Below are 16,513 nucleotides of genomic sequence, written 5' to 3' on the forward strand. Positions count from 1 at the left end.
GGGATGTCAGCGGCTTGATATAGCGTGCGCACGTCAATCAGTACGTCACGCGCACCGGGGGACACACCCATGACCCATCCGCCGCAGGGACCCTCGCCCCAGCAGGAGTCCACCCAGCCGGCGACGGCGCAGTCCCGGAGCGGGGGCATCGGCGTCCGGAAGGTCCTGGGGATCGCCGGGGCCGTGGCCGTCCTCGCCGCCGTCGCCGTCGGCTACTTCCTCAGCCAGGACGGCGCCGACCGCGCCGCGGCCGGCGACTGCCTCAAGAACAACGGGGACCCGATCTTCCCCGACCTGCGCGTGGTCGACTGCGGCGACGCCGACGCCCTGTACAAGGTGGTCCGGGTGCTGCCCGACACGGTGGACACCGCCAGGTGCCAGGGGGTGTCGGACATCGGCTACGAGGAGCAGGCCGACAGGGCCCGGCACAAGTCCGGCAAGCAGTTCGTGCTCTGCCTCGACGGGATCGACGGGATCAAGAAGAAGTAGGCGGCCGCATCCGGAAGTCGTAGCGCGCGGGCAGCGGACAGTCGGTGAGGGCGGACCAGACCTCGGCAAGGGTCTCCTCGCCCTCCCGCAGGTCCGGGAGTTCGAAGCCGTCCTCGAAGACCCGGCGGGCCGCCCGCACGTGCCCCTCCGCGGCGAGGAGCCGGGCCGCGAGGAGCCGGAAGCGGCCCTGCTCGCGCAGGGCGGGCCGCAGCCGGTCCCAGACGGCGCGGGCCTGCGGAAGCCGGCCCGCCGCGAGGAGGGCGGCCATCGCCTCCTGGCCGAGCGCCGACTCCGCGGCCGTCCACGGCTCGCCGCCGCGGCTCTCCGCGGCCAGGTCGTCGAAGGCCGCCGCGAATCCGTCGGCCGCCCGCGCCGCGTCGCCCGCCAGGGCGTCCGCCACCGCCAGGCACCGCAGCAGCGGCCACCGCGAGGGGGCCAGCGCCAGCCCCCGCTCCCAACTGCGCACCGCCTGGGCCACGTCCCCGGCGTGCCACTGGGCCACGCCCAGGTGGTACTCCGTCAGCGGATCCGCCGGGGCCGTCTCCAACATGTCCCGCCAGTGCGCGGCGACCAGGCTCGGTCCCGGCGGGACCGCTCGGCGCGGGGCCGGCAGGACGCCCGTGCGCCAGAGTTGGAGCCACGGCTCCTGCTCCTCCCCGAGCACGTCCTGCGCGAAGGGGGTGCCCGGCAGTTCGAAGCCCCCGCACAGCAGCTCCAGCGCGCCCCAGCCGGAGCCCCGTGCCAGCCGCTCCCCCGGATCGGTGTCGGCGCGGCCGCGCCACGCCTCGTACGCCGCGTCCACGCGCTCCCGCGGCAGTACGGCGTCCAGCGCACCCTCGGCCGCGCCGCGGGCCGCCGCCCAGTCCTCGCCGTGCACCTTCGCCGGATCCGCCGACAGCGGCCCGTACGCCTCCAACCAGCTGAATTCCGCCCCGCCCTCCAGCCGTACGTGCTCCAGCTGGGTCCGGGCCAGTCCGGCCTGGATCTCCGCGTAGCCGCCGGTGCCCGGCTCGGTCAGCCACTCCTGCCAGCGCCGGCCGCCGTCGCCCGCGCCCCACACGAACAGCTTGCGGCCGCTCAGCCGAGCGGTGGAGGTCTGCACGAGCCCGTGCCCGGCGGCGTCCAGGGCGGCGATCCAGGGCCGGGCCCCGTCCTGGACCTCGTAGAAGAAGTCGGCCGGGTACTCGCCGCGCAGCGGGTACGTGCGGTCCGCGCCCTCCCACTCCGGTACGGGGACGCGGCGCAGCGCGCGCTCGTATCCGAAGTGCCAGGCCTCGTCGGCGGGGGCGAGCACCCGGGTGCCGGAGTCCTCCGGGACGGCGATGTTGGACCACCAGTACACGGGGGCGGGCCGCTCGTGCGGGTTGCGCACGCGGACGCCGACGTAGAGGAACTCCGAGTCCTCCGGCAGCCACAGGTCCACCTGGAAGGGCAGGTCGCGCAGGCGCTCCCACTCCCACAGCCGGACCATCTCGCCCCCGTCGGGGGCCGGGACGAGTGCGGCGTGCACCGGGGCGCAGGACAGGGTGGTGTGCCCGGTCGCACCGGTGTTCCACTCGATGCCGCCGGAGAACCAGGCCCCGTTGAGCGCGAAGTTGGCGGGCTGGAACACCGGGTTGCGGTAGAGGAGTTCCCGCCCGGTCGGTAGGTGCACGAGCGAGTGGACGCGCCCGCCCAGGCCCGGGAGGACGGTCACCCGCAGGTGGTCGTTCTCGATGACGATCGACTCGAACTCCCGCTCCGCGCGCTCCCGCCCGTACCCGTCGCGGATCCGTACGGGCAGCAGTGAACGCAGTGGCTCGTAGCCGATCTGCCGCGCCATGTCGCGCGGCATCCCTTCGCGCGCACGCTCGTCCAGGGTGTGCGCCTCGTCGGGCGCGCGCAGGGCGGGCAGCGGATTGTCCGCGCCCAACGGGGCGGCGGGAAGGGTCAGTACGGCACGTCGGACGGTGGTGGCCATGAAGGAAATGGAACACGCCACGGCGGCCGGTGCACAGGGGTTCCGCGGATCACCACCGGTCAGGATTACGCAAAGGCGCCCGCGACCAGGTCGGCGAGGAGGGCGCCCGCACGTCCGTCCGGATCCAGGTCCGGGTCGTAGATGGTGACGTTGAGCCCGGCACAGCGCGGCGAGCCCACCAGGACGGCGAGCAGTTCGGCGAGTTCGTCGGGGAGCAGGCCGCCGGGGTCGGGGCTGTCCACGGCCGGCATGACGCCCGGGTCCAGCACGTCGGCGTCCAGGTGCACCCAGAACCCGGCCGTGTCCGGCGGGTGCAGCCCGTCCAGTGCCGCCCGGGCCACCGGTCCCGCGCCGCGTCGGCGGATCTCCCCGACGGTGGCGACGGAGATCCGGGCCGCGTGCAGCTCGGCGAGGTCCGGGTCGCCGTCGCGCAGTCCGAAGAGCCGTACGTCCTCGTCGCGCAGGTAGGGGCCGCGCCCCTCCAGGTCGGCGAGATCCGCCTGGCCGCGGCCGGTGGAGAGGGCCAGCTCCTCGCCGCCGGCGGCGCCGACGGGGCCGTTGACGGCCTCGTTGCCGGGGTGGCGGAAGTCGGCGGAGCCGTCGATCGCGGCGAGGCCGTAGCGCCCCAGGCGGCGCATGGCGAGGGCGGCGCCGAGCTGGATGGAGCAGTCGCCGCCGAGCACGACGGGGAACTCCCCCGCCCGCAGGTGCCGTTCGATGCGATCGGCGAGGGTGACGGTGTACGCGGCGAGGGCCTCGGCGTGGAACACGCCGTCGCCCTCCCGCCAGTCGCCGCGGTCGTAGCGGGGCGGCACCACCACCCCGCCCTCGACGGCACCAAGCCGGGCCAGCAGGCCCTGCTCACGCAGGGCTCCGGCCAGCTTGTAGACACCCGGCACGACGCCGGGCGCGGGCGGGCGCAGCCCGAGGTTGGAGGGGGCGTCGAGAAGCACGAGGGTTCGCATCCCCCCATCCTGTGCGATGCGCCCCCGCCGGGCCCGGCATTTCCCCGGCGCCGCTCCACCGGGCCGGCCGCGTCACCGGTTCCCGTAGTCCTCCACATAGGTGGCGATCAGCGCCAACAGGGCATCGGCCCGGTGGCGGTCCTCGCGCTGGTTGCGCAATGCCTCGTCGACGGCCCGCAGCCGGGCCAGGGCTGCCGGCACACCGTCCACCAGGTCGTCGACCACCGGATCGGTCACCAGGTCCAGGCACTCGGTGAACAGCCGACGGGTAGCAGGAGACGGCGGGGCGGGATCCGGATCTGCGTATCCGCTGGTCAGGTACCGCACGGGGTCGGTCAGGCTCCAGCCGACCACGACACCGCGCTGGACCAGGAGCGCTACGTCGGGTGCGATGCCGATGCGGGTCTCCAGCGGCTCGTCGAGGACGTCGAGGTCGCGCAGACAGGTCAGCACGGCGTCCCCCGGGGCGCGGCAGAAGTCCGTGGTCACCTCCAGGCGGAAGTCCCGCACCTCGTCCGCGCGAAGACCGCCCGGGCGGACAAGGGGTTCGGCAGGGACGCGCGCGGAGTCCTCCTCGTCGACGACCCACCTGGGCAACTGGAGCTCGGCGGCGACCAGTTCCCGGCTGAGCCGGTCGGAGCGGAGCTCGTCGGGCGTGTCCCACAGCCACTGCCCGCTGCCGAAGGTCCCGCCGCCGAACCGCTGCCCTTCCTCCACGTCCGCGTACGGCGCGACGCGCACGCAGAAGTCCCGGAAGTCGAAACGCGGGGCGATGTCCAGGGGCTCCCCCGCCACCGTCGCGGTCCAACCGTCATCGATGGTGAGTTTCACCCGTTCCCGTAGTCCTCCACATAGGTGGCGATCAGCGCCAGCAGGGCATCGGCCCGGTGCCGGTCCTCACGCTGCGCGCGCAGCGCCTCATCGGCGGCCCGCAGCCGCGCCAGGGCGGCCGGCACACCGTCCACCAGGTCGTCGACCACCGGATCGGTCACCAGGTCCAGGCACTCGGTGAGCAGCCGACGGGTGACAGCATGTGGCGGATTGGGGTCGGGGGCTGCGAATCCGGTGGTCAAATACCGGACCGGGTCGGTAAGGCTCCAGCCGACGACGGTGCCGTTCTGGACCAGGAGCGCCACGTCCGGCGCGATGCCGACGCAAGCGTCCAACGGCGCGTCGAGGACATCGAGGTCACGCAGACACGTCAGCACCGCATCCCCTGGAGAACGGCACAACACCGTACACGCCTCGTGTCGGAAGTCCCGGACCTCATCCGCACGCAGCCCGCCTGGACGGAGCACGGGAAGGACGGGAACGCGTGAGGAACTTTCGCCATAAGCGGAGACGTACGGCATCTGGAACTCAGCACAGACCAGCTTCCGACTGTCCGGGCTGAACCGGAAGATGTCAGGCGTGTCCCATAGCCAGTCCTGGCTGCCGAAGGTGGACGTGAAGAAGCGCTCTCGTTCCTTCACATCCGAGTAGTGAGCGATATCCACGGAGTCGCCTGTGAAGCGGGGAGTGAGGGGCATCGGGTCGTCTGTCACCGTGGCGGTCCAGTCGCCGTCGAAGGCCATTCGCATGCCGGACATCACCTTATCTGATCTGCTTTGCGGGAGGGTGGAATCCCTCCTTGGTAGGGATCCTGCCTTCCACGATGGCTTCATGGGTAACCGGCCCACCGGGGTCCGTAGGACTGCCGCCGAGCGCCGTCACTCCGGATCCTCCCTTGGTGCCTGACGGTCCGTACGCTGTGATCGCCTGGCCCTGGACCGGGCCGGGTCCATGAATCACGACGACGTCCTCGCCTTGCCGGAAGATGAGCTTCAGGTTGGGCATCTGGTATACGGCGTCCGGTTGCTTCAGGATCTCCACGACCCGTTCGTCGGGGAAGTCGTGCCTGTCGCCCCCGTGGTACTTGGGATGTCTCCTGAATCCGCCGTTCTGTGCGTCCTCGATGATTTCGGCTACGACCTTGTCGGTCCGCCTTTGGGCCTTCTCCTCCTTCGTGTACTTGGGCGCCAGACCCAGCGGGTCGCATCCGCTGTGCGGGTTGCCCACGTACGCGACGGGGTTCGGGGCGGGAGCCAGCCCGAGGGGGTCCGGGGAGGTGTAGCGGCCGGTCTCGGGGTCGTAGTGACGGAAGAGGTTGTAGTGGAGGCCGGTCTCGGGGTCGTAGTACTGGCCGGGGAAGCGCAGGGGGATGTACGTGCGGCTCTCGCGGGCCCAGGCGGTGGTGCCCCACAAAGTCGCCCGGGAGCGCCAGGCGATGTCGCCGGACTCGTCGATCAGTTCGGTGGGAGTGCCGACGAGGTCCGTGGCGATGGCGAAGAAGCGGCGGTCGATCTCCTCCTGGCGGTCGTCGGCCGTGAGGATCCGCTCGGTCTGGGCCAGGGGTACGGCGCCGCGGTGGTCCCAGGTGAGGGCGATCGTGTGCGGGGTGTCGGGCTGCTGGCTGATCTGTTCGCACAGGGTCATTCCGTCCCAGGTGAACCGGACCTCCTCGACCACGCTGTCGCCGTCCGCCGACTGGCGCTGCTTCGCGACGCGGCGGCCGAGCGGATCGTAGCGGTACCTCCACACGGTCCCGTCGGGGGTGGTCACGGAGGTGAGGCGATTCTCCGTGTCCCACGCGTACCGCCAGGTGTCCGGCTTCCGGGAGAGCCGGGTCTTCTGCCGGAGGGTGACCCGGCCGAGGGCGTCGTACTCGAAACGGACGTCTCCGGCGCGGGTGACGTTGGTACCGGTGTAGGTGCGCGATCCGGTGGCTTCGCCGCCGGGGTGGTCGGCCGGCCAGGACGCCCAGGTCTGGTTGCCGGTGTTGTCGTAGGCGTACCGCTCCGTCCAGCCCTGGGCTTGGACGGCGGTGACCCGGCCCGCCCGGTCGAGGTCGAACGTGCGGGTGCCCGACAGCCGGTCCGCGACGGATATCAGGTGGCCGTCGGCGCGGTAGCCGTAGGTGCGGCTGTTGACCGCGCGGTGCCGCCCAGCGCATCGACGCGCGCGGCCAGCCGACCCGCTCCGTCCAACTGGTAGGTGAGGGTGCGGCCGTCGAAGTCGGTCTCGGAAACTATGTTGTCAGCGGCGTCGTACTCGTAGGTCCAAGCTCGCCCGTGCGGATCGGTGACCCGGGTGAGGCGTAGCGCGGCGTCGTGCTCGAACTCGTAGCGCGCGCCATCGGGTCCGGTGCGGGATGTCGGCAGGTCGAAGTGGGTGTACTCGAAACGGGTGATCCCACCGGAGGCGTCGGTGCGGGCGAGCAGGTTGCCCTCGCCGTCGTAGGTCCACAGCTCGGTGGCGCCGTCGGGGCCGGTGCGCCGGGCGAGCTGCCCGTCGGCGTGCCACTCCAGGTGGGTGACACCGCCCACCGGATCGGTAATGCGGACCGGCCGGCCGAGGCCGTCCCGCTCCGTGCGGGTGAGGGCACCGGCCTAGTCGGTCACCTCCACGGGCAGCCCCGCGGCGTCGCACACCACGTGGGTCGTGGCTCCTACCGCATCGGTGAGCGAGGTGAGCCGGCCGGCCTGGTCGTAGGTGTAGCGGGTCGTGAAGCCCGCCGGGTCGGTGACCGCCGTGCGGTTTCCGCGTTCGTCGTACTCGTGGAGCATGCGGGAACCGTCGGGCCCGAAGACTTGCTCGGGCAGACCGAACGGGCCGCGCACGGTGTGCAGTTCACTTCCGTCGGGGCGGACGGCGCGGACGAGGCGGCCCTCCTCGTCGTAGGAGAAGACGGTGGTGAGACCCAGCGGGTCGGTGCGGGACAACAGGTTGCCGCGCGGGTCGTACGCATGGCGGGTGGTGTGGCCGAGCGGGTCGGTGACGGCCAGGAGCTTGCAGCCGGGGCCGAACAGGTGGTGGGTCGCGTGCCCGTCCGGTGTGGTCAGCGTGGTGGTGTGGTGACCCCTTTCCGGGTCCGGTTCGCTGTAGGACAGGGCGATCTGGATGTGACCGGCCTCGCCGCCCTCCGCCACGACTCGGTCGCGGTCGTCGTAGACGTAGTCGTAGCGGCTTCCGTTGGAATCGATCCAGGCGGTGACGCGGCGCCGGTCATCGTAGACGAAGGCGGTGGTGGCACCTGACGGCTTGGTGACCGTGGTGAGGTTGCCGTCCTCGTAGCCGTAGTTCATCAAGGGCAGGTCGGCGCCGCCTGGGCCTGCGCCGGCCAAGGACAGGGCGGTGACCAGGCCGTCAGCGACGGACAGCGTCATGTGGTGGCCTGCCGAGTGGACCAGACCCAGCGGCACGCCGTCCTCGTCGCGGTCGATGTCGATGCTGTGACCGTTGCGTTCGGATATGCGGGACGGTTGGACATCGGCACCACCGCGTCCAGCAGCCGCGCGCCGAGCATCGTCAGGTAGGGCCTCTCGCGGTCGCCCTCACCACGCGCCTGTGCGAACCGGAACAGTGCTTCCTCGTCCGTGAACACGTACAGCCAGCGGATCCCGCCAGAGACGGCGCTCATCACACCACCAGCGGCCTTCGCATCGGCACCGGCGTCGGCACGCGGGACGAGTAGGGCCGCGCGGCGGAACTCGCCCACTAGGCGCCTCGGATCCCCCAGGCCTGCACGGTATGCGGATATCTCTGCGGTCAGTCCCACGACGTCGGGTCCCCTCCCCGTGATGCACACGCAAAGAGGCAACAGTAACTGGGCCGGCGCATCGCCCTGATGTCAGGCCGGGTCGTGTGGCAGCATCGGCAGGGTGATCATGGACGAGACGAGGATGAGCCTGCTCCGTGGGGCCGCGCTGAACAACGCCGCCTGGTGCGACGCGGTGTGTCGTGCGCACGGGTTGTCGCCGCGGTACGACGGCGAGCAGCTCTGGTCCAGTGCGCGGCGGACTCCGCCGATGTATCCCGATGCCGTGACGCTGGAACCGGGCGTACCGGCGCGGAACGTGGTCCGGGGGGTCGACGCCGCCTCCGCCGGCTGTTCGGTGAAGGACAGCTTCGCCGACCTGGACCTGGCCGGGGACGGCTTCGAGGTGCTGTTCGAGGCGCAGTGGATCCATCGGCCCGCCGGGGCGCCGCTCCCCGAGGCGGAGGGGGAAGCGGCCGGGCTGGAGTGGTCCGAGGTCTCGGGCGCCGAGGAGCTGGCGGACTGGGAGGGCGCCGGGGGCGGCGGGCCGTTCCGGGCGGGCCTGCTCGGCGAGGGGATCGTCTTCCTGGCCGGGCGCGCGGGCAGCCGGATCGTCGCCGGGGCCGTCGTGAGCACCGGTGGGGGCGTGGTCGGCGTGTCCAACCTGTTCGGCGCCGCCTGGGCGGGTGTCCTCGGCGCGGTCGCCGACCGCTGGCCGGAGCTGGACGTGGTCGGCTACGAGCACGGGGAGGACCTGGACGCGGCGGTCCGGGCCGGGTTCACGCCCATCGGTCCGCTGCGGGTCTGGCTATTTGCCCAGTGATCAACTTCGGGTGAGACTGGCGTCGTGACATCGCATCAGACGGGCCGACTCATCGGCGCCTTATTCGGACTCGTCTTCGTCCTGGCCAACGCCGGAGCCCTGCCCACGGCCGCCGCCGTGCCGGCGTGCGTCCTCGCGATCGCCTCGTCCGTCGGGCTCTTCGTCGCGCTGCGGCGGGTACCGGCTCCTCCGGCTGGCAGTACGACGCCGAGGCGGTTCGGGCGGAGCTTCCTCCTCGTGGTGGCCGCCGAAGTCGCCGTCGCGCTGGCCGGTTTCCTCGTCATCAACCTCGTCTTCCACGCCCCGCAGGCCGCGGTGCCCTGGCTCAGCCTGGTCGTCGGCCTGCACTTCTTCGGTCTCGCCGCCGTATGGCGCATGCCGTCGCTCCGGCCGCTGGCGGCCGCGATGGCCGCCTGTGGCGCCGCCGGTCTGGTCCTGGTCGCCGGTGGGGCCTCCCTCGCCGTCATCGCGGCCGTCGCGGGCATCGCCCCCGGCGCCCTGCTGCTCGGCTCCGTCGCCTGGAGCCTGCGCGCCCGCTAGCCGTCCAGTTCCAGCCGCGGCACGTCGGTACGTTCGATCCCGAACACCTGCGAGTACAGGGAGAGTTCGGCTTCCAGCGCACGGATCATGGTGTCGGCCCGCCGGAAGCCGTGGCCCTCGCCCTCGAAGGTCACGTACGCGTGCGGCACTGGCCGGTCCCGCAGGGCGTCGAGCAGCCGCTCCGCCTGGGCCGGCGGGCAGACCGGGTCCTCCAGTCCCTGGAGGAGCACGAACGGCGCCGTGATCCCGTCGGCGCGCGCCACCGGGGAACGCTCGCGGTTGAGTACGGCCAGGGTCTGCGGCGGCCCGGCCAGGCCGTCGATGTAGCGCGATTCCAGGTCGTGCGTCTCTTCGGCGAAGCCCACCAGGTCCAGCACCGGGTAGATGATCGCCGCGCACGCGTACAGGTCGGTGGCGGCCAGCGAGGCCGCCGCGGTCCAACCTCCGGCGCTGCCGCCGCGAATGGCGAGCCGGGCGGGGTCGGCGGTGCCCTCGGCGGCCAGCGAGCGGGCGACCGACGCGCAGTCCTCCACGTCCACCACACCCCACTGCTCGCGCAGCCGCTCCCGGTAGGCGCGGCCGTATCCGGTGGAGCCGCCGTAGTTCACCTCGACCACGCCGATGCCGCGCGAGGTGAAGTAGGCGATGTGCAGGTCGAGTACGGGCGGCACGTGGTCGGTGGGTCCGCCGTGCGCCCAGATCACGTACGGGGGCAGTTCGTCGGCGGCGGCCCGGACGGCCGGGTGGTGCGGCGGGTAGACGTGCGCGTGGATCTGGCGGTCGTCGGGGCCGAGGAAGGTGCGGCTCTGCGGCTCCGGGTAGTAGGCCGGGTCCACCGGGTCCGGGCGCTGCCCGCCGACCGCCCGCGCGTGCCCGGTGGCGGTGTCCAGCTCGACCACCTCGTACGCGCTGCGCGGGCTGGCGGCGACGCCGTAGACCCGGGTGCCGTGCACGGCGAGGGTGGGCTGCCAGGCGGTCCACGGCCCGGCGGCGTCCACCAGGTCGCCGCTCTCCGGGTCGAGGATGCCGAGCACCGAGGAGCCCTGCCCGTGCAGGACGGCGACGAGCCCGGTCCCCGAGCCCGCCGGGTGCGGGGTGTCCCCGGGCAGCGGGGCGAGCCAGCGCAGCCCCGGCTTCCACAGCGGGCCGCCGAACTCCTCCTCCCGCGGGCAGAGGTTGATCGCCCAGCCGGTCCGCGGGTCCACGCCGTACGGGTTCCACCAGCCGCCGCGGTCGCTGACCGCGAGGAGGGTCCCCTCGGCCGTCCACTCGACCTGGGCGACGGCCTCGTCGGGGCCGCCGAGTACGGTCCGGGCGTCGGCCAGCTGCCCGTCCCCGGTGACCTCGGCGACCCGGAGCTCGGTACCGTCCCACGGCATCAGGGGGTGGTCCCACACCAGCCAGGCGGCCCGCCGGCCGTCCGGGGAGAGCCGGGGCCCGGTGGTGAACCGGTACCGGTCGTGCGTCAACTCCCGCACCGCGCCGCGGTTCGCGGCCGCCGAGCCGTCCAGTGGCACGGCGGCCAGCACCCGGCGCACATCGGTCGGTGCGGGCCCGGTGAACTCCTCCAGCACGCACCAGACCTCGTCGCCGCGCAGCACCGGGTCGGCCCAGCGCAGGCCGCCGCCGGTCCGGGAGACCGGGGTCAGCGGCCGCGGCTCGGGGCCGCCGGGGGCATCGGGCTCGTACGCGTACAGCCGCTGGTCGGCGAAGTGGACGAAGACCAACAGCGGTCCGCCGGTGGGCCGTTCGGCCCCAGCCCAGGGCAGGCCGCCGTACTCGGTGACGCGGCTGCGCACGTTCCACGGGGCGGGGAGTTCGGTGATCTCGGGCCCGCCGTCGGCTAGGCGGCGGCGCACCAGGGTGCGGCGGCCGGCCTCCTCGGGCCGGGGTTCGGTCCACCACACCTCGGGGCCGACCGTGCCGAGGTACTCGGGCCGCCCGTCGAGGGAGGCGGCGAGGCCGGCGTCGATGGGTGAGGGCCAGCTGCCGTAGGGCCGGGTCGTCGCCATCACCGGGCCCCGTTCACAGGGTCCGCAGCGCGTGGTCGAGGACGCGGACGCCGAAGTGCAGGGCTTCGACGGGCACCCGCTCGTCCACGCCGTGGAAGAGGGCCCAGTAGTCGAAGCCGGGCGGCAGCTTCAGCGGGGAGAAGCCGTAGCCGGTGATGCCGAGGCGGGAGAACTGCTTGGCGTCGGTGCCGCCCGCCATGCAGAAGGGGATCACGTGGCCGGCCGGGTCGAACCGTTCCACGGACTCGCGCAGGATCCCGAACGTCCGGCCGTCCACGGGGGCTTGGAGGGCGACCTCCCGGTGGTGGAACTCCCAGCGCACGTCGGGGCCGGTGAGGGCGTCGAGGGTGGCGGTGAACTCGGCTTCGCCGCCGGGCACGGTCCGGCCGTCGACGTAGCCGGTGGCGTGCTCGGGGATCACGTTGAGCTTGTAACCGGCGCTGAGCATGGTCGGGTTGGCGCTGTTGCGCACGGTGGCGCGGACCAGCGCGCCGGCCGGGCCGAGCCGGTCGAGGAGCGCGTCGACGTCGAGGCCCGGCTGCCGCGGGTCCACCGACAGGCCCTGCAGGGCGGCGAGTTCGACGATGCAGGCGGTGACGGTGTCGGTGAGCCGGACCGGCCAGTCGTGGGCGCCGATCCGCGCGACGGCGGCGGCGAGCCGGCTGACGGCGTTGGCCCCGTTCGGCTTGGAGCCGTGACCTGCGGTGCCGTGCGCGGTCAGCTTCAGCCAGGCGGTGCCCCGCTCCCCCGCCGCGATCGGGTAGAGGGCGCGGCCGCCGGGGCCGCCGTGCACGGTGAAGGCCCCGGACTCGCTGATGCCCTCGGTGCAGCCTTCGAAGAGGTGCGGGTGGTGATCGGCGAGGAAGCCGGAGCCGTCGACCGCGCTGTCCTCCTCGTCGGCGGTGTAGGCGATCACGATGTCCCGGCGCGGTTTCACTCCCGCGCGCGCCCAGGCCCGTACGACGGCCAGCACCATCGCGTCCATGTTCTTCATGTCGACGGCGCCGCGCCCCCAGACCACGCCGTCGCGCACCTCGCCGGAGAAGGGGTCCACGCTCCAGTCGGCGGCCTCGGCCGGGACCACGTCGAGGTGGCCGTGGACGAGGAGGGCCTCGGCGGAGGGGTCGGTGCCCTCGATCCGGGCGACCACGTTGGTGCGGCCGGGGGTGCGCTCCAGTAGGAGCGGCTCGAGGCCGGCGGCGGCGAGCCGCTCGGCGACGTACTCGGCGGCGGGGCGCTCGCGGCAGTCGCCGCCGCCTCGGTTGGTGGTGTCGATCCGGATGAGGCCGGAGGTGAACTCGACGGCCTCGTCGAGAGCCACCGTGTCCACCGCATTCATCGTGTTCACCGCGTTCACCGCGGCCAACACGCCCGCCGTGTCCACCGGGTCCGCGATGTCGACGGCTCCGGCTCCGGCTCCGGCTCCGGCTCCGGCTCCGGCGGGGATCTCGGCGTTGGTTGCGCGCATGTCAGCCATACTGCTCCTCCACGGCCGCCGAGACGACCGTCGTGACCGCTTTGAAGGCCCGGATCCCCTCGTACATGGTTTCGCTGGTGTACGCGACCTTGCGCTCCCCGGACCGCTCCACGCCGGGGACCACCGTCGCGGACATGGCCAGGTGCGCGGCGTCGAACTCCAGCTCCACGGTGAAGGGGCCGCCGCGGACCGGATCGTGCCGTACGGCCAGCGCGGTGGCCTCCTTGGCCGCGGCCCGGATGTCGGCGGCGGTACGGGCCGGGGTGCGGCACACGGCGGCGTAGCGCGAAACGTGGTCCTTGACGGCGACGGTGGCGGCTCCGGGCGCGTATCCGGCGGCGTCCACGCAGGTCAGGTCGTCGCCGGTGACCAGGATGACGGGGACCCCGTACTCGGCGACGACGTGCGCGTTGAGCAGCCCCTCGCTGGCGCGCGTCCCGTTGACCCAGACTCCGGTGATGGAGTTGGCGAGGTAGGTGTGGGCGAGGACCCCCTCGGAGCCGGCTCCGGTGTGGTAGCCGACGAAGGCGATGCCGTCGACGTCGCCGTGCTGGACGCCCTCGACCATGGAGAGGGTCTTGTGGCGGCCGGTGATCATCTCGGCGCGGGCGTCGAGCTTCTCCAGCAGCAGGTTGCGCATGGTCCAGTGCGCCTCGTTGATGAGGACCTGGTCGGCTCCGCCGTCGTAGAAGCCGAGTACGGCGGCGTTGACGTCGGAGGTGAACATCGCGCGGCAGCGTTCCCACTGCGGGGTTCCGGGCAGCACGTCCGCGGGCCAGGTGACGCCGGTGGCGCCTTCCATGTCGGCGGAGATGAGGATCTTCATCGGGCCCCCGGGCGGTCGGTTGCGCTCAGGGTGCCACCCTAGCCGCCGAAGCCCCCGGTGGCCGTGGGGCTCACGCCCCGGCGCGGCGCGCGGTCCGTGGCTCCCGCCGCGCGGCCGGTCGGTGCGCGGTCCGTTGGCCGCGACCCGTAGGTCCGTCCACCCGTCGCCCCGTCGCCCCGTTTCGGTCCGCCCGTCCGCGCGTCCGCCCGTGGGCCGAGCGAGCCGCGGCCCGCGGGCGCTGCGGGTTCACCCGATCCGGTGAGGCCGCCGGCCCGGCCCCACCGTCAACGCCGTTGCTCAGCGCTCCACTTCGGTGGCCAGGTTCTCCAGCACGCTGTCGTAGATCCGGCCGAGGCCCTTGGGCGCGAAGGTGCGCTCGAAGAAGCCGCCGATGCCGCCGGCGCCGTTCCAGACGGTGGTGACCACGGCCTTGGACTTGCCCTCACCGGCCGGGGTGACCCGCCAGGTGGTGACCATGGAGGAGTTGCGGTCCTTCTCCACCAGCTCGCCGTCGGTCGGCTCGCTGACCTCCAGCAAGCAGTCGCGCACGCGCTTGCTGGTGGCCTGGAGCTTCCAGTGCACCAGGGTGCCCTCGCCGTCGCCGCCCTCGCGCACCTCGTACTCGCTGAAGTGCTCGGGCAGCAGCTTCCCGCGGGTCCCGGTGTAGTCCGCCAGCGCGTCGAACACGGTCTCCGCGTCAGCCGCGATGATCCGCTCCGTGGTGGCCTCGACCTGCGCCATAGCTGTTCCTCCAGCAGTTGTGTCCGCTCGTCACGGCGAAGCCAACCACCTCCGGGGCGGTGGCCCAAATCCGGGTCAGACGTGGCAGCGGAGCTTGACCAGGAGCGTGTCCCCGGGCAGCTCCTCCAGGTAGCCGGTCCTGGCGGTATCCCGGAGCCAGGGCAGGGGCGGGCGGTGGACGCAGGCGTCCGGGCCGTCGCACTCGCCGTGGACGGCGGGCTCGTCCTCCCCGTACCACCAACCGTCGAGGGTGAGCACGTGCTGGTGCCAGGGTGTCCCGGCGCTCTCCGCGGCGGCGAAGTCCTCCCGGCCGGTCCAGCCGACGCTCTCGGCGGCGGCCCCGTGCTGGAGGAACCCGCCGAGGTAGTACCCGCGGTGGGCCTCCAGGAGGGCGGCCACGCCCTCCCGGTAGGCGACGACCAGCGGCTGGGCGTCGAAGGCCGCCCCCGCCTCCTGGTCGGCCTCGCGCCCGGCCCGGTACTCCTCCGAGGTCGGCCAGGGCGAGTCCCACACCACACGGCGCGGCTGGGCGGGCGGGTGGCTCCGGGCGAGCTCCCGCCACAGGTCCCATGCGGCCCGGGCGATGTCCCGCGCCTCGGCCCGGATCTCGGCGAAGGCCATCGCCTCGCGGGGCCCGCCGGCGCACCAGCCGGGCACGCCGTCGTCGCGGACCTCGCGCACGATCCGCGGGTCGTCCTCGTACCCCGGCAGCAGCTGGAAGCCGTCGCGGTAGCTGCCGTTGCCGCAGATGGTCCACCCGTCCCAGATGTCCAGTTCCTCGTCCCGGGTGAAGTCGATCTCGAAGGGGGCCATCGCCTCGGCAAGCGCCTCGTCGAGCCTGGTCCGGGCCTCGCCGGGGAGGCACACCACGATCCGCATTCCAGCCACGGCCGGAATTTCGCACACCCGCCCCGCTGCGATCAAAGGAATTTCGGTCCGCACGATCATGGGAACACTTGTTCTATTCTCGGCGCCAGAGCTACCGAGGGAGGCGCACCATGCGCTGGGAGAACCTGACCGAGGGGTCCGCGGGGCCGGCCGCGCTCTTCGGGGCCGACGCCGTCGTGACCCGGACCATCGACACCCCCGAGTTCCGGGGGATCACCTTCCACGAGGTGCGCGCCCGGTCGATCGTCAACCGCGTGCCCGGCGCCTCCCGCATGCCGTTCGAATGGACCGTGAACCCCTACCGGGGATGCAGCCACGCCTGCGTGTACTGCTTCGCCCGCAAGACGCACAGCTATCTCGACCTCGACACCGGCGTCGGCTTCGACTCCCAGATCGTCGTCAAGACCAACGCCCCCGACCTGCTGCGCCGCGAGCTCGGCTCGCCCCGCTGGACCGGCGCGCACATCGCCATGGGCACCAACGTCGACTGCTACCAGCGCGCAGAAGGCCGCTATCGGCTGATGCCCGGGATCATCGAGGCCCTGCGCGACCGCGCCAACCCCTTCTCGATCCTCACCAAGGGCACGCTGATCCTGCGCGACCTCCCCCTGCTGCAGGAGACCGCCGAGGTCACCGAGGTCGGCATCTCGATCTCGGTCGGATTCACCGACACCGGGCTCTGGCGGACCGTCGAACCGGGCACCCCTTCCCCCGCCGCCCGGCTGGGCGCCGTACGGGCGCTCACCGATGCCGGGATCGAGTGCGGGGTGCTGATGGCCCCGGTGATCCCCTTCCTCGGGGACTCCCCGGAGCAGCTGCGGGCGACCGTACGGGCCGTGGCCGGGGCCGGCGCGACCTCCGTGACACCCCTGGTACTCCATCTGCGGCCCGGGGCGCGCGAGTGGTTCACGGCCTGGCTGGGCACCCACCACCCCCACCTGGTCCCCCGGTACGAGCGGATGTACGCGGGCGGGTCGTACGCACCCACCTGGTACCAGCGCCGGATCACCCGCCAAGTCCACGAACTGGCGGCCGAATTCGGCATCGGCCCGGCCCGCCGGGGCGAGGCCCGCAAGATCGTCACGCCCGGGCGGCCGGACGGCTCCGCGCCCGCGGGAGCCACGCAGCTGAGCCTCCTGTGACGGCCGGCGCCGCCTGAACGGTCATCACATCGGGCCAATCGGCGACCCAATCCCGATTTCCAGGCGTGGTTTCC

At 72.8% G+C, this 16,513-nt stretch carries 15 protein-coding genes and 1 pseudogene; 4 read left to right on the forward strand and 12 right to left on the reverse strand.

The features are described 5' to 3' along the window. The first annotated feature begins 69 nt into the window (after positions 1-69). Positions 70-489, forward strand: coding sequence for an LppU/SCO3897 family protein (locus tag OG207_RS09465; RefSeq protein WP_329097638.1), 420 nt, complete (start codon positions 70-72; stop codon positions 487-489). On the opposite strand, the gene OG207_RS09470 is transcribed toward OG207_RS09465, so the two are convergent. From OG207_RS09470 to OG207_RS09495, 7 genes and pseudogenes are all read right to left on the reverse strand, one after another. Beyond that, on the reverse strand, positions 476-2,449 hold the full coding sequence (locus tag OG207_RS09470; RefSeq protein ID WP_329097640.1) for a DUF5107 domain-containing protein: 1,974 nt from the start codon (positions 2,447-2,449) through the stop codon (positions 476-478). The two genes, OG207_RS09465 and OG207_RS09470, sit on opposite strands and share 14 nt — an antisense overlap. Positions 2,450-2,514: 65 nt before the next feature. After that, positions 2,515-3,414, reverse strand: a complete 900-nt coding sequence (locus OG207_RS09475) for an arginase family protein (protein WP_329097641.1) — start codon at positions 3,412-3,414, stop codon at positions 2,515-2,517. A 72-nt stretch (positions 3,415-3,486) separates the two neighbouring features. Further along, positions 3,487-4,245: a hypothetical protein gene (locus OG207_RS09480; RefSeq protein ID WP_329097642.1), complete on the reverse strand. Its 759-nt coding sequence runs from the start codon at positions 4,243-4,245 to the stop codon at positions 3,487-3,489. Next, positions 4,242-5,003, reverse strand: a complete 762-nt coding sequence (locus OG207_RS09485; RefSeq protein ID WP_329097643.1) for a hypothetical protein — start codon at positions 5,001-5,003, stop codon at positions 4,242-4,244. The genes OG207_RS09480 and OG207_RS09485 overlap by 4 nt, the downstream gene beginning before the upstream one ends. 4 nt (positions 5,004-5,007) lie before the next feature. Continuing rightward, positions 5,008-6,593: pseudogene (locus OG207_RS44040) on the reverse strand (RHS repeat domain-containing protein); the annotation flags it as partial. 249 nt (positions 6,594-6,842) lie between these two features. Beyond that, complete coding sequence (locus tag OG207_RS44045; protein WP_443072697.1) at positions 6,843-7,619, reverse strand: hypothetical protein; 777 nt, start codon at positions 7,617-7,619, stop codon at positions 6,843-6,845. Beyond that, positions 7,616-8,011 (reverse strand): hypothetical protein, encoded by a 396-nt coding sequence (locus OG207_RS09495; protein WP_329097644.1) that lies wholly within the window; start codon positions 8,009-8,011, stop codon positions 7,616-7,618. Before OG207_RS09495 ends, OG207_RS44045 begins: the two co-directional genes overlap by 4 nt. 124 nt (positions 8,012-8,135) lie before the next feature. On the opposite strand from OG207_RS09495, the gene OG207_RS09500 reads away from it, so the two are divergent. Both OG207_RS09500 and OG207_RS09505 read left to right on the forward strand, forming a co-directional pair. After that, positions 8,136-8,813, forward strand: coding sequence for a hypothetical protein (locus OG207_RS09500; protein WP_329097645.1), 678 nt, complete (start codon positions 8,136-8,138; stop codon positions 8,811-8,813). A gap of 24 nt (positions 8,814-8,837) precedes the next feature. Further along, positions 8,838-9,353, forward strand: coding sequence for a hypothetical protein (locus OG207_RS09505; RefSeq protein WP_329097646.1), 516 nt, complete (start codon positions 8,838-8,840; stop codon positions 9,351-9,353). Here the strand turns inward: OG207_RS09505 and OG207_RS09510 are convergent. The 5 genes from OG207_RS09510 to OG207_RS09530 form a co-directional block, all read right to left on the reverse strand. Further along, positions 9,350-11,365 (reverse strand): S9 family peptidase, encoded by a 2,016-nt coding sequence (locus OG207_RS09510; protein WP_329097647.1) that lies wholly within the window; start codon positions 11,363-11,365, stop codon positions 9,350-9,352. The two genes, OG207_RS09505 and OG207_RS09510, sit on opposite strands and share 4 nt — an antisense overlap. 13 nt (positions 11,366-11,378) lie before the next feature. Next, positions 11,379-12,704: a M20/M25/M40 family metallo-hydrolase gene (locus OG207_RS09515; protein ID WP_329107514.1), complete on the reverse strand. Its 1,326-nt coding sequence runs from the start codon at positions 12,702-12,704 to the stop codon at positions 11,379-11,381. 130 nt (positions 12,705-12,834) lie between these two features. Next, the gene (locus OG207_RS09520; protein ID WP_189740868.1) at positions 12,835-13,668 is read right to left on the reverse strand and encodes a M55 family metallopeptidase; all 834 of its coding nucleotides are present in this window, start codon (positions 13,666-13,668) and stop codon (positions 12,835-12,837) included. Between the two features lie 297 nt (positions 13,669-13,965). After that, entirely contained in the window at positions 13,966-14,409 is a 444-nt protein-coding gene (locus tag OG207_RS09525; RefSeq protein ID WP_030729835.1) for an SRPBCC family protein, read from the reverse strand. 75 nt (positions 14,410-14,484) lie between these two features. Then, positions 14,485-15,297, reverse strand: a complete 813-nt coding sequence (locus OG207_RS09530; protein WP_329097648.1) for a hypothetical protein — start codon at positions 15,295-15,297, stop codon at positions 14,485-14,487. A 110-nt stretch (positions 15,298-15,407) separates the two neighbouring features. Between OG207_RS09530 and OG207_RS09535 the strand changes: the two genes are divergently transcribed. Beyond that, positions 15,408-16,439, forward strand: coding sequence for an Rv2578c family radical SAM protein (locus tag OG207_RS09535; protein WP_329097649.1), 1,032 nt, complete (start codon positions 15,408-15,410; stop codon positions 16,437-16,439). Positions 16,440-16,513: the final 74 nt, after the last annotated feature.

The organism is Streptomyces sp. NBC_01439 (assembly GCF_036227605.1).
GTDB lineage: Bacteria > Actinomycetota > Actinomycetes > Streptomycetales > Streptomycetaceae > Streptomyces.